10 protein-coding genes are annotated in these 12,918 nt (G+C 64.4%); 4 read left to right on the forward strand and 6 right to left on the reverse strand.

The features are described from left to right. Positions 1–2: 2 nt before the first annotated feature. From modB to mepA, 3 genes are all read right to left on the reverse strand, one after another. On the reverse strand, positions 3–698 hold the full coding sequence (gene modB / locus ACFDR6_RS14550) for a molybdate ABC transporter permease subunit (protein WP_375858702.1): 696 nt from the start codon (positions 696–698) through the stop codon (positions 3–5). A 13-nt stretch (positions 699–711) separates the two neighbouring features. After that, complete coding sequence (gene modA, locus ACFDR6_RS14555; protein ID WP_375858703.1) at positions 712–1,497, reverse strand: molybdate ABC transporter substrate-binding protein; 786 nt, start codon at positions 1,495–1,497, stop codon at positions 712–714. A gap of 335 nt (positions 1,498–1,832) precedes the next feature. After that, positions 1,833–2,777, reverse strand: a complete 945-nt coding sequence (gene mepA / locus ACFDR6_RS14560; RefSeq protein WP_375858704.1) for a penicillin-insensitive murein endopeptidase — start codon at positions 2,775–2,777, stop codon at positions 1,833–1,835. A gap of 458 nt (positions 2,778–3,235) precedes the next feature. On the opposite strand from mepA, the gene ACFDR6_RS14565 reads away from it, so the two are divergent. Then, the gene (locus ACFDR6_RS14565; RefSeq protein WP_375858705.1) at positions 3,236–5,398 is read left to right on the forward strand and encodes a putative bifunctional diguanylate cyclase/phosphodiesterase; all 2,163 of its coding nucleotides are present in this window, start codon (positions 3,236–3,238) and stop codon (positions 5,396–5,398) included. Between the two features lie 222 nt (positions 5,399–5,620). On the opposite strand, the gene ACFDR6_RS14570 is transcribed toward ACFDR6_RS14565, so the two are convergent. Further along, positions 5,621–6,775 (reverse strand): acyl-CoA dehydrogenase family protein, encoded by a 1,155-nt coding sequence (locus ACFDR6_RS14570; protein WP_375858706.1) that lies wholly within the window; start codon positions 6,773–6,775, stop codon positions 5,621–5,623. A gap of 184 nt (positions 6,776–6,959) precedes the next feature. Between ACFDR6_RS14570 and ACFDR6_RS14575 the strand changes: the two genes are divergently transcribed. Next, positions 6,960–7,172, forward strand: a complete 213-nt coding sequence (locus ACFDR6_RS14575) for a hypothetical protein (RefSeq protein ID WP_375858707.1) — start codon at positions 6,960–6,962, stop codon at positions 7,170–7,172. A 332-nt stretch (positions 7,173–7,504) separates the two neighbouring features. Here the strand turns inward: ACFDR6_RS14575 and ACFDR6_RS14580 are convergent, their stop codons facing one another. After that, positions 7,505–8,725, reverse strand: a complete 1,221-nt coding sequence (locus ACFDR6_RS14580; RefSeq protein WP_375858708.1) for an MFS transporter — start codon at positions 8,723–8,725, stop codon at positions 7,505–7,507. A gap of 194 nt (positions 8,726–8,919) precedes the next feature. Here ACFDR6_RS14580 and ACFDR6_RS14585 point away from each other — a divergent pair, with 194 nt between their 5' ends. Both ACFDR6_RS14585 and ACFDR6_RS14590 read left to right on the forward strand, forming a co-directional pair. After that, positions 8,920–10,221, forward strand: coding sequence for a serine hydrolase domain-containing protein (locus tag ACFDR6_RS14585; protein ID WP_317242113.1), 1,302 nt, complete (start codon positions 8,920–8,922; stop codon positions 10,219–10,221). Positions 10,222–10,408: 187 nt separating this feature from the next. Then, a complete protein-coding gene (locus ACFDR6_RS14590; protein ID WP_375858709.1) occupies positions 10,409–11,371 on the forward strand; it encodes a tetratricopeptide repeat protein in 963 nt (320 codons plus the stop codon). Between the two features lie 130 nt (positions 11,372–11,501). Here the strand turns inward: ACFDR6_RS14590 and ACFDR6_RS14595 are convergent, their stop codons facing one another. Continuing rightward, a complete protein-coding gene (locus ACFDR6_RS14595; protein ID WP_317242115.1) occupies positions 11,502–12,491 on the reverse strand; it encodes an ABC transporter substrate-binding protein in 990 nt (329 codons plus the stop codon). Between the last annotated feature and the right edge of the window lie 427 nt (positions 12,492–12,918).

The following is a 12,918-nucleotide window of genomic DNA, read 5'->3' on the forward strand; positions in this document are numbered from 1 at the left end:
GATCAGTTCCCGTGCAATCGCGCGGTGGCGCGGCGTGCGAACCATTCGGCCGCGATCAGCGCGCCCAATGCCAGCACGATCGAGACGATCACGAGCCGGCCCGCGGCGGCGTCCCCGTCCGGCGTCTGGATCAGCGAGTAGATCGCGGAGGAAATCGTCTGGGTCTCGCCGGGAATGTTGGAGACGAAGGTGATGGTCGCGCCGAACTCGCCGATCGCCTTGGCAAAGCCGAGCACCATGCCGGCGAGCACGCCGGGCAGCGCCAGCGGCAGTGTCACCGTGAAGAATACTTTCCAGGGCGCGGCCCCTAACGTCTCGGCGGCCTGCTCGAGCCGGCGGTCGATTGCCTCGATCGACAGCCGCATCGGGCGCACCAGGAGCGGAAACGCCATCACCCCGCAGGCCAGCGCCGCGCCGGTCCAGCGGAACGAGAACACGATGCCGAGATGGTCGGCGAGGAAGCCGCCGACCAGGCCGCGGCGGCCGAACGTCAACAGCAGCAGATAGCCGGTGACGACAGGCGGCAGCACCAGCGGCAGATGCACGATCGCATCGAGCAGCGACTTGCCCCAGAAATCGCGCCGCGCCAGCAGCCACGCCAGCGCGATGCCGAATGGCGTCGCCACCAGCGTTGCGATGATCGCGACCCTGAGCGAGAGCAGGATCGCGGTCCATTCGGTGGGAGAAATCTCGGACATCAATGCGGAGATATCACGTCGCGGGGCTGATCAGGAACCTGAAGCCGTTTTTTTCCAGGATGGTTTTGGCGGCCGAGGAGCGCAGGAAGGCGAGATAGTCGGAGGTCCCGTCCTTCGCGGTCGTGGTCGCGGCGACGGGATAGACGATCGGCGGATGCGAATCCGCCGGGAAGGTGCCGACGATCTTGACACCGGGCTCGACCTTGGCGTCGGTGGCATAGACGATGCCGAGATTGGCCTCGCCGCGCGCCACCAGTGTCAGCGCCGCGCGCACGCTCTCGGCCATCGCGAATTTCGCTTCAGTCGCCTGCCAGGCCCCCAACTTCTCGAGCGCCGCCTTGGCATATTTGCCCACCGGCACCGACTTGACGTCGCCGGTCGCGATCCTGCCGTCGCCGGCGAGCTTTGCAAGGTCGAAGCCTTGCGTAATCGTCACATTGTCGATCCCCGACGCCTTCGGCGCGATCAGCACGATGCTGTTGCCGAGCAGATTGACTCGGGACGGCGCATTGATGGTCTTCTTGGCGATCGCGTAGTCCATCCAGTCGGTGTCGGCAGAAACGAACACGTCGGCTGGTGCGCCCTGCTCGATCTGCCTCGCCAGCACCGAGCTTGCGGCATAGCTGACCGAGAATTTGACGCCGGTTCTGGCGGTGTAGGCCGCGTTGATCTCGTCGAGCGCGTTCTTCATCGACGCCGCGGCGAACACGGTGATGCTCCTGTCCTGCGCAGCGGCAGGCGAAAGGTTCGCGCCTGCGAGGACGACGAAGGCAGCGACAAGTCCGGCAATACGAATCATGAGGAGCGCTCCGTGCGAGCTCACGCGCAGATCTGGCGTTGGCGGGTCAGGTCGCGACGGGCGGAAGCGCTGTTCCACGGGGCCCGGCTGCGGCTTACGGCCGGCAGGGATATCGCTGCCGGCGAAGATAGCAGGCCGGGCCGCGAGGTCAAACCTGGTCCGTCATCCCGGGGCGCGCGCAGCGCGAGCCCGGGATCCATGGCCACAGCCATCAATTTGGCGAAGACTCGAAGTCACCAGTTTCGCGTCACAACCACTCCCTGTGGGTCCGGGTTCGCTTCGGGCCCCTGGACGACAGGGGCGAGTGAAGCGACAGCTTGCCCTCCATGAACACCCTAGGGCTTGACATCCACTGCATTGAGCACCGCCTTGCAGGCCGCCGGCATCTGCGCCAGCGTCATCGGCGGCTTCGGTTTTGGCGGCTCCGGCGGCGGCTTGGGGTGCAGTACGGCGTCCGAGAACCAATAGGCGAGATCGGCGGGTTTGCAGCCTTCGTCCTCGGCCTGCGACGGCTGGCCCTCGCATTCGCCGGCACCCGCCGGGCAATGCATGCGGATGTGGAAGTGGTAGTCGTGGCCCCACCAGGGACGGATCTTCGACAGCCACGCGCGGTCGCCCTTGGCCTCACGGCACAGCGCCTTCTTGATCGCGGCGTTGACGAAAATGCGCTGCACCGCCGGCTCCCGCGCCGCATCGCGCAGCACCAGCACATGGCCAGGCGTGAACACTCTTGGATCGACGTCGAGTCGGTCGGGCCGTACCATCATCACCGCCGACATGTCTTCGCGCTCCTCGCGCGAGAGGCGGCGGTCCGGCATCGGCGTCAGCCAGATGTCGGCGTCGAGGCCGATCTGATGGCTGGCATGGCCTGATAGCGCCGGGCCGCCGCGCGGCTGGGCGATGTCGCCGACCAGTATGCCCGGCCAGCCGGCATCCTTGTGCGCCCTGGCCGCGAGGCGCTTGATCAGCGCGATCATGTCGGGGTGGCCATAGCTGCGATTGCGCGACAGTCGCATCACCTGCCAATGGCCGCCGTTGACCGGCATCTGATCCGCCCCGCCGATGCAGCCCTTGGTGTAGGAGCCGATGACGCGGGCCGGTCCCTTCGACGGCACCAGCTTGCGCGCGAACAGCTCCTTGGCGGCGATATCGGGGTCGTTGGGATTGGCGAGCGGCGGCAGCGGCTTCGGATTGACGCTGCCCTTGTCCTGGGCCAGCGCGCCGCCGGCGGCCAGGAACGTCATGACGAGCAGGAGAGGGGCGATGTGGCGGGGGCTCATACTGATTCTCTTATAACCCAACACCGCGCCGGGGTTAAGAATGGGGCTTTCGCCGAGCCGCCAACTCGCGGCGTCTTCGGCCAGCCCGATTTTTAACGGCCCGATAACCGTGTCCTGCATTGACCAAAATTCGAGCGCGGAACGAGGTTCGGATCGATCCCGTATGCAATCCGACGCGCCGGCGGAATTGATTCATGGGAAGGGCACGTTTTTGCGCCACGCTCTCTCCCCGATTGTGACGAGGCCGCAGGTCTGTCGCGCCACTACGCCCGCTTGGCCTCGCAAACAGGCAGGTGAGAGAGGCTCTCGGTGTTCGCAAGACGCTGCCCTGGTGGGCGCGCCGACCCAAGATTACCTTTTTTTCAGACACTTGCCCCAAAACTTGCGTCCGGCGGGCGCGAGCGGACGAGTGGAAGTTGGGTTTGGGGTCTCGAAAACCAAGAAAACGAAACGGACGTGTGCTTGCCCGGGCCGGCGAATCGCCACGCAAGCCGCGCCAGGCGCGCGCGTCGCAAGCCAGTTCGGACCGCGACGAGGTCCTGCGCAGCCGCGCCGAGGCGGAAGCCGCGATCGCGGAAGCGCGCAAATCCCATGAGCGCCTGCGCCAGGCCATCGACATCCTGCCGCAGGGCATCGTGTTTCTCGATGCCGACGGCCGCTACGTGCTCTGGAACAAGAAATACGCCGAGATCTACCGCAAGACCGCCGATCTGTTCGCGGAAGGCGCGCGTCTCGAAGACACGCTGCGCGTCGGTGTCGCGCGCGGTGACTATCCCGAGGCCATCGGCCACGAAGACGAGTGGATCGCCGAGCGGCTGCAAAAGCTCTATCAACCCGCCGCCCGCCACGAGCAGAAGCTGTCGGACGGCCGCGTCATCCTGATCGACGAGCGGCTGACCGATGACGGCGGAGTCGTCGGCCTGCGCGTCGACATCACCGAATTGAAGCAGCGCGAGGCCTCGTTTCGCCTGCTATTCGACGGCAATCCCGTGCCCATGATCGTCTGCGCGCTGGACGACGAGCGCATCCTCGGCGTCAACGACGCCGCGGTCGCGCATTACGGCTACAGCCGCGCCGAGTTCGAGCAGCTGAAGATCCGCGCCTTGCAGGCTTTCGACAGCGAGCCGCCCTGGACCGCCGATCGCTCGAGCGAGGAGCAGGCCGGGCGCACCTGGAAGCACGTCAAGGCCGACGGCGCGCTGATCGATCTTGCGATCTATTCGCGCGAACTGACCTATGCCGAGCGGCCCGCGGTGCTGCTCGCCCTCATGGACATCACCGAGCGCAAGCGCGCCGAGGCGCGGCTCGCCTTCATGGCCCAGCATGACGGGCTGACCGGCCTGCCCAACCGCAATCTCTTGCGCCAGCAGATGGACGAGATGCTGCTGCATGCGCGGCGCAGCTCCGACAAGGCGGCGCTGCTCATCCTCGGGCTCGACAGTTTCAAGTCGGTCAACGACACGCTGGGACACGCCGTCGGCGACAAGCTGCTGCGCGGTGTCGCCAAGCGGCTGCGCTCCACCTTGCGTGAGGAAGACGCGCTGGCGCGGCTGAATTCGGACGAGTTCGCGGTTCTGCAGAGCGGACTGGCGCGTCCCGAGGACGCGGTGATGCTGGCCAAGCGGCTCCTGGAAGCCATCGCCGATCCCCATTTGCTCGATGGCCATTCCGTGGTGATCGGCGCCTCCATTGGAATTGCCATGGCGCCCGGCGACGGCGATGAGTCCGAGAAGCTGCTCAAGAGCGCCGGAATGGCGCTGTCACGCGCCAAGCTGGACGCGCGCGGCAGCTTCGCCTTCTTCGAGGCCGCGCTGGATGCAAAAGCGCAGAGCCGCCGCAAGATCGAGGTCGAGCTGCGCGACGCGATCCAGAACGACGTGCTCCGCCCGTATTATCAGCCGCTGATCGACCTCCAGAGCGGCCGCATCACCGGCTTCGAAGCGCTGGTGCGCTGGCCGCATGCGGAGCGCGGCATGATCTCGCCGGCCGAGTTCATTCCGGTCGCCGAGGAAACCGGCCTCATCAACCCGCTCGGCAGGCTGATGCTGCGCCGGGCCTGCCTGGATGCCGCGGCCTGGCCGGACGATGTCCGAATCGCCGTCAACCTGTCGCCGCTCCAGTTCCGCAGCGGCAATCTGCTCTCGATCGTCACCGACGCCTTGAAGCATTCCGGCCTGCCGCCGCGGCGGCTCGAGCTCGAGATCACCGAGACACTGCTCTTGGAAAAGAGCGCCCAGGTCCTGGCGACGCTGCATGCGCTGCGCGCGCTCGGGATACGCATCTGCATGGACGATTTCGGCACCGGCTATTCCAGCCTCAGCTATTTGCGCAGCTTCCCCTTCGACAAGATCAAGATCGACCAGTCTTTCGTGCGCGACCTCGGCGCCAACCGCGAAGCGCAAGCGATCATCCGCTCCATCGTCAGCCTCGGCAAAGGCCTGGGCGTCACCATCACCGCCGAAGGCGTCGAGACCGAAGCGGAGCTCAGCGGCCTCCGCGCCGAGGGGTGCGACGAGGGCCAGGGCTTCCTGTTCAGCAAGGCCCGGCCGAATGCGGAGATCATCGGCCTGCTCGCGGCACAGCGGGGAATTGACGGAGAGGACGCGGCACTGGTGGCGTGAGCATCGCGCTCCTTCGCAGCCATATCTTCCTGTTTCGCAAGTGTCTCCCCAACGTAAGGGGCTCGCCGCTCTCTCCGGTCGCCTCTCCCGCTTGCGGGAGAGGTCGCGCCGAAGGCGCGGGTGAGGGGTCTTTCCTCTGAGGGATTGTCCCGTTGCGGAGAGACGCTCTCCCCAACCTTCCCCCGCAAGCGGGGAGGGAGCGCACCGTCAGCGTGGAAGCGATTAGCGCTCTCTCGCCAGAATCGCTTTCCCCACATCCTCGTAATGGCTATCCCGCGCCTGGATCTGCTGGGCGATCGCGTGCATGTCGCGAAACCGGCGCTCGAACGGATTGCTGCGGAACACTGCCGTCGCGCCGGCCATGTGATAGGCGGTATCGACCACGCCTGTTGATTGATGGATGGTCCATGTTGAGGCCAGGCGGACTGCACTGCGATGCGCCGCGCTGAATTCGCCTGTTACGCAGAGGTCGCGCCACATCGCATGCGCGGTCGCGTAGAGATAGGCGCGCGCCGCACGCAAATCCCCCTCGGTGCGGCCGATCACGCCCTGGACCGATGGGTTGTCGCGCATCGCGCTGGCGGCGAGCGATGGGCGCTTTCCACGCGCCAGCGCGACGGCGGCATCGAGCGTTGCCCGCGCCACGCCGAGCGAGACCGCCGCAAAGCCGAGGCTGAAGGTCGAGCCGGTGCCGATCCTGTAAAGCGGGCCTTTCTCCTGCAACGTCGATGGCGCGTCACGGAACGCTGTAAAACGCTCGGGGATGAAGAGGTCGTTCACTTCATAGGAGTCCGTGCCGGTGCCGGCGAGCCCGATCGCCTGCCAGACGTCGTGCAACGTCGCACTCGCGGCGGGAAACAGGATGGTGCGCACCTCCGGCGAGCCGTCGGCGTTTGTCCGCGGCGTGCCGTCGCCATTGACGATGCGCACATGCGCGCCCAGCCAGCTCGCCTGCCGCGACCCCGAAGCGAAATCCCAGCGCGCGGTGACGCGATAGCCGCCCTCGACGCTGCGCGCCTCATGCGCGATGGCGCCCCAGGCGAGAATGCCCGGCGGCGTGTTGAAGATCTCCCGGGCGGTATCGTGGTCGAGCGAGGCCGCGATCGTCGCGCAGACCGCGCACTGGCCGAGGCACCAGGCGGTCGAGGCGTCCGCCTTCGCGATCTCTTCCAGCACCTGCATGAACGCTTCGACGGACGCTTCAGTGCCGTCGAGGCTCTGCGGCAGCAGCGCGCGATAGAGCCCGTTCTCGATCAGTGCGGCGACGACAACAGGCGTCAGCCGCCGCGTCCGCTCGATCTCGTCGGCTTCGCGCGCGATCAGTGGCGCGACGGCGCGGGCACGTGCGACGAGACCAGATCCGGCCAGTTCCGACATTCGCGTGTCCTCGCCCCTTCTGTCGTGAGCGGTGAGGCGAAGATGGTGATCTATTTGGCGGAGTGGATCAAGGTCACATCGATCCTGACGGAGCGATGCCTTCTCAATCCGTATCGGGGAGCAAATTGGCAATCAAATGCGCCGACCCTCTTTGTGCATTGCACGTAGAGCCGAAGAAGAGAGTTTGAAGGAGACTTTCGGTAAAGAGGGAGTTTCTCTGATCGGCCGTATAAGAAATTCTACGCCGGCGGACATTGTGCGGAAAGTTTGCGATGAGATCGGCGACATCGTGAGTTCGGCCAACGTCGATGTAAATCTCAAGAGCCGCATCGGCAGTGTTCGAGTGAATCCAGAGCAGTTGATAAAGAAGCGCAACGATACTCTGCTGAAGCCGTAAATCGCAAATTCGAGAACGAGGATCTTTTCAAGTACTATCGGGATGGCGGCGGCAAAATTTATGGACAAGCTGAAGCCGTTACACACGACCTTGGATAAGGAATTGAAGAAGCACTACACGATAGAAAGTCTGTTCAATTTTCTGTTCTCGATCGGAATTTTCTATAGCTACATTCAAGACGGCGACAAGAAACGGGTATCGTTTGCTTGCTTGGGACATCAGGCACCCTATTACAATGGGCACATCAGAATTCACCGGACGCTCGTATTGGCCTTTTCGAAATGAACTCTCGATCAAGGAAGGGGATCGCACGGAGCTAGGCTTTGGGCTCTTCAAGCGGCAGCGCGGCCGAGGTCGAGCTCCTGCCTGCGTCTGGTCGGAAAGCTCAGCGCCACCGCGACGGCGGCGAGCCCGATCGCGAAGGAGCCGGCGTGCAGCCAGGTGTATTGCTGGAAACTGTCGAACACGAGCCCGCCGGCCCACGGCCCGAGCGCCATGCCGAGGCTGGCGAAGGCCGAGACTGCGCCGAACACGGTGCCCATGATGCGCGCGCCGAAGAATTCGCGGACCAGCACCGCATAGAGCGGCATCACCCCGCCATAGGCGAGGCCGAACACCACCGAGAGCGCGTAGAATTCGCCGAGCTGCGCCACCGCGAGATAAGTCGCGATGCACATCGCCTGCACGAACAGCCCGCCGACGAGGACGGGCTTTGCGCCCATGCGATCGGCCAGCGCGCCCAGCAGCAGGCGCCCGCCGAGGCCCGAGACGCCGGCGACGCTGTAGACCGTCACCGCCGTGAGCGGGGCGATGCCGCACACCATCGCATAGGACACCATGTGGAAGATCGGACCGGAATGCGCGGCGCAGCAGGCGAAATGGGCCGCGGCGAGCGCGATGAATTGCGGCGTGCGCAGCGCCTGCGCCGCGGTCAGCTCCACGGTCGGTGCGGCGTCTGCATTCGTGTTGCCGGCGGCCAGCGGCGCCGGACGCACCAGGAAGCAGGCGGGGATCAGCAGCGCCCAGGCCGCGCACCCGATCACCAGCATCGCGGTGCGCCAGTCATAGGCCGTGATCAGCCAGCTCGCGGCCGGCGCGATCGTCACCGGCGACACGCCCATGCCGGCCGAGACCAGCGCCACCGCGAGGCTGCGATTCTTTTCGATCCAGGCGCTCGCGAGCGCCATCATCGGTGCATAGAAGCTGCCGGCGGCAATGCCGATCAATACGCCGAAGAAGAGCTGGAATTGCCAGAGGCTCGTGGCCTGGCTCGCGGTGACGAGGCCGAGTCCGAGCAGCAGGCTTCCCGCGAGCACCACGATGCGGGTGCCGAACCGGTCCGACAGCGTGCCCCAGAAGAACGCGGCCACGCCCATGCAGAGAAAGTCCAGCGTCGCCGCCGCCGACACGCCGGCGCGCGACCAGCCCATCTCTTCCGAGATCGGCTGCAAAAACACCGCCAGCGACAGCATCGTGCCGAACCCGACACACGTCATCAGCGCACCCGCGGCGACAACGACCCAGCCATAGTCGAAGCGTGACGGGTTGCTCATGCGTTTCCTCGGCGCTGTTGGTTTTGTTGATGGTGCGCGGCAGGGATGGTGACTGATCCGCGGGGCGAGAGCAAGGCGGGTTGCCACCGCAGGCTGACACGGCCCACCCGCAATGATAGCATGCGGCGCGTCACCAGCCTGCGATGTTGTTCTCGTGAAGCGCGCACCCACCAACGTGCGGGGAGGCAAGTGCAATGAACTGGGGAGCGTCGTTTAGGCCGCGCGGGTGCCGCTGGCTTTTCCTGCCCGTCATTTTTGCGTCCGCGATCTGGTCGCCCCTAGCGTGCGCGCAGGACGTCCGAAGCGCGCCCGCCGCGCCGGGGCCGGTCTTTTCGGATAGCGGTCCCGATGCCGAGCTCTACGGTGCGGCTGAAGGCTATCCGGTCGGCACGCGCGGAGCCGCTCCCCCGCTCGATAAGCTCGTCGGCAGCTACAGCCATTTCGGCGAGATCTATCCCTCGCGCCGGGTCGCTCGCTCGACGGCGCCCTGGCAATTCAAGCGCGCGCCGGAGCCACAGGTCACCTACAGTTTTGGCACCGAAAAGCTCGGCATTGCGGACTACCTCAAGCGCAACCCGGTGACGGGCCTCCTGATCGCGAGGGATGACACCATCCTGTACGAGCACTATCAATATGCGCGGACCGACCACCACCGCTTTGTCTCGCAGTCCATGGCGAAGACGGTGGTGGCCATGCTGGTCGGGATCGCGGTCTCGGAGGGACGGATCAAGTCGATCGACGACCTTGTCTCGACCTACGTCGGCGGCCTTGCAGGCACGGAATATGGCGACACGTCCATCCGGGCCTTGTTGAACATGTCGTCAGGCGTCGCATTCTCGGAAGTCTATGACGGGAACGACGACATCGCCCGGCTTGGGCGGGCCCTGTTCGCCGGCCCGCCGAAAGACCCCGCCGCCATCGTCGCGCAGTTCAACACACGGACCGCGCCGCCAGGCACCAAATTCCACTATGCCAGCGTGGAAACGGAGATACTCGGCTTGGTCCTGCGCGCCGCCACGGGCACGCCGGTCGCCGACTATCTCCGCGACCGGATCTGGGACCCCATCGGCACCGAAGCGGATGCCTCGTGGGCGATCGACGGCAGCGGACAGGAGGTCGCCTTTTGCTGCTTCAACGCGACCTTGCGCGATTATGCGCGCCTGGGCCGGTTGCTCGCCCATGACGGCGCCTGGGAAGGCCGTCAATTGATCCCCCGGCAATGGTTGCTGGATGCCACGATTGTGCGGCCGGCCGATGGCCATCTCGCCCCGAAAGTGGCCACGCCGTATTTCGGTTACGGCTACCAGGTGTGGCTCCTCCCCGGCGAGCCGCGCCGATTTGCCCTGCTCGGCATCCGCGGTCAGTTCATCCTGGTCGATCCCGCCTCCAAGCTCGTCATGGTGCACACCGCCGTGCGCCAGAAGCCGTCCGAGCCGGGCGCACTCCGGGAGCCGCTCGCGTTGTGGTTCGCCGTGCTGCAACAGCTCGGGCAATGATGAATTGCTGACGCCTGCCAATGGCATACAGCTGCGGCGGTGCGCGGTCGATTGCGTTCATCCTCCTGCCTGGTACTTGGCGACCGCCCGGCGATGGGCCCACGAGCCACGGCTGCATTGAACCTGTCCGGCGTCCGGGAGCACCAACCGCGCGTAAGTCCCGGTAGCCACCACGAGGGAAGGCGCGATGAGGACCCTGAAAGCATCGATCTGCATTGCAGTCACGGCGCTTGCCTTGGGCCTGTCGTTCGGCGTGCCGTCCGATGCCGACGAGGACGAGTCGGGCACGCTCGCGCGGCAGATGAAGGTGCTTTATCGGGCCGGGAAGTACATGGAAGCGCTGCCGCTCGCCCAGAAGTCGCTGGCCCTTCGCGAGAAGGAGTTCGGCCCTGATGATGCCCACGTCGCGATGCCGCTGAACGACCTTGGCACGATCCATTACAATCTCGGCCAATACGCTGTTGCCGAACCGCTGTACAAGCGCGCGCTGGCGATCCGGGAGAGGACACTCGGTCCGAATCATGCCGAAGTCGCCATGGTGCTGAACAATCTGGGCGATCTCTATCGCGCGGAAGAGCGTTACGCAGAAGCGGAGCCGCTCCTCAAGCGCTCGATCGCCATCAGCGAGAAGACGGTCGGCCCCAATGATGCGTCGATCGTGATGGCGTTGAGCAACCTCGGCGCGGTCTACAGCCATCAGGGCCAGTACGATCAGGCCATACCGCTGTTCAAGCGAGGCCTCGCCGTGCTGCAGAAGGCGCTCGGTCCCGACGATCCCGAAGCCACGGTGCTGATGAACAATTTGGCCGACGCCTATATCAATCGCCATCGCTATGCCGATGCCGAGCGCCTGCTGAAGCGATCGATGGCGGTGACCGAGAAGGCGTTCGGCCCGGATCATCCCGACATCGCGCAGGCACAGAACAATCTGGCTGCGCTCTATGGGCGTCAGGGCCGTAACGCGGAGGCCGAGCGGCTGTTCAAGCGGTCGGCGGCCACGTTCGAGAAAACCCTCGGCCCCGACCATCCGGATCTCGCCGGCGTTCTGGAAAACCTCGCCGGTCTCTACAAGTATCAAGGCCGCTATGCCGATGCCGAGCAGGTCCTGAAACGGTCGATGGCCATTCGCGGGAAGACAAGGCCGATCTGAAGAGCAGGATGTTAGGGCAATGCGTCCGCTGTAGCTCGAAAAACAAAGGCGCAATCGAAGCCCTTCGAGCGCCGTGCCTGCCATTCTTCCCGACAGCACGCAATCTCGTGGGCACGCTCCGATCAGTCAATCATTCTATTACCCCGTCCGCGTGGGCCAGCAATGTAGCAGGTAGTTCGATCCCGAGTGTCTTTGCAGTCTTGAGGTTGACGAATAGTTCATACTTGGTTGGTTGCTCGACCGGCAGATCCCCGGGCTTGGCGCCCTTGAGGATTTTATCGACGTAATCAGAGGCTAGCCGGTTCAAGTCGATGATATCCGCTCCGTAGGACAGGAGCGCACCGAGTTGAACAAATTCCTTGCCAATGGCAAACAGTGGCAGCCGATGCTCTGCGGCGAGCTCGGCGATGCGCTTGCGTGCAATGAAGAACATCGGGCTGGGAAATAGGAAGACTGCATCGGCACGCGCGCCCGCAAGCGCGGAAAACGCCTCGCCCAGCCCGTCAGGATCCTGGACGGCAATCAGTTGCAAATGAACGCCCACGGTTTTTGATGCGGACTCCGCAGCGCTGATCATGCCTTGAGTTGTCGTCTTGCCGTATGCGGCCGGGTGCCAGATCGCTGCTATGCGAGACGCCTTGGGCAATGCTTCCTTCAATTGCGCGAGCCGCTTGGGAACAAGCTGCGGGCCGATGAAGGTTAGTCCCGTGATGTTACCTCCTGGTCGGGCGATGCTGGCGACGAGTCCGTCTTCGACGGGGTCGCCCATAACTGGCACAACAACAGGAATTGTTTTGGTAGCTTGCTGCACTGCCCGCGCAGCAAGCGAATTCTGTGCAACGATAAGAGCAGGATTGAGACGGACGAGGTCACTCGCCAAGGCCGGGAGTTGTTCGGCCTTTGAATCGGCTGCTCGAAGCTCGACGATGATATTCTCTCCGTCGACATAACCGCGTTCGCGCAGTCCTTGATGAAAGGCAGCCATCGAAGTCCGGGTTTGCTCGATCGAGCCGGTGGTCAAGAAGCCAATATGGGGGACTTTCTTCGGCTGTTGCGCGCGAGCAAGGGGTGACCAGGCCGCCGCGGCGCCGATCAGTGCGAGAAATTCCCGTCGCTGCATGACACCTCCTCTGATTGAGGCTCAACCACAATAACGCGAGCGCCGACCCGAGCCAACAACCACTTGCCCAGCGCCCACGCAATCGTTCCGTGACGCGATGGCGCTATCGAGGTCCGTAATACGCGTGGGAACGAGCACGCATGTTTCCCGAGCGGGATTGCGCGCGGGCCGAAACAATTAACGACGCTGACGCTATTGCAGAAGCCCGGTATGCCGCAACGCCTAGGCTGCCAAGTATCTTTGCGACGCGTGATATTTGCACGGACCATGAAATTGCTCCATGCATGAATGATCGAGACTCGAAAAAATCAGATGGACTATCGTGCCGGCTTCATCCGGCCCTCTCCGATAGTGCCACCATACCCCTGTTTTGCCTGACGGATCAAACCGGATTCGCAAAAAGCGAAAAAGCGCCAATGCCGCCAAG

Source organism: Bradyrhizobium tunisiense, from assembly GCF_042263385.1.
Classification (GTDB): Bacteria; Pseudomonadota; Alphaproteobacteria; order Rhizobiales; family Xanthobacteraceae; genus Bradyrhizobium; species Bradyrhizobium tunisiense.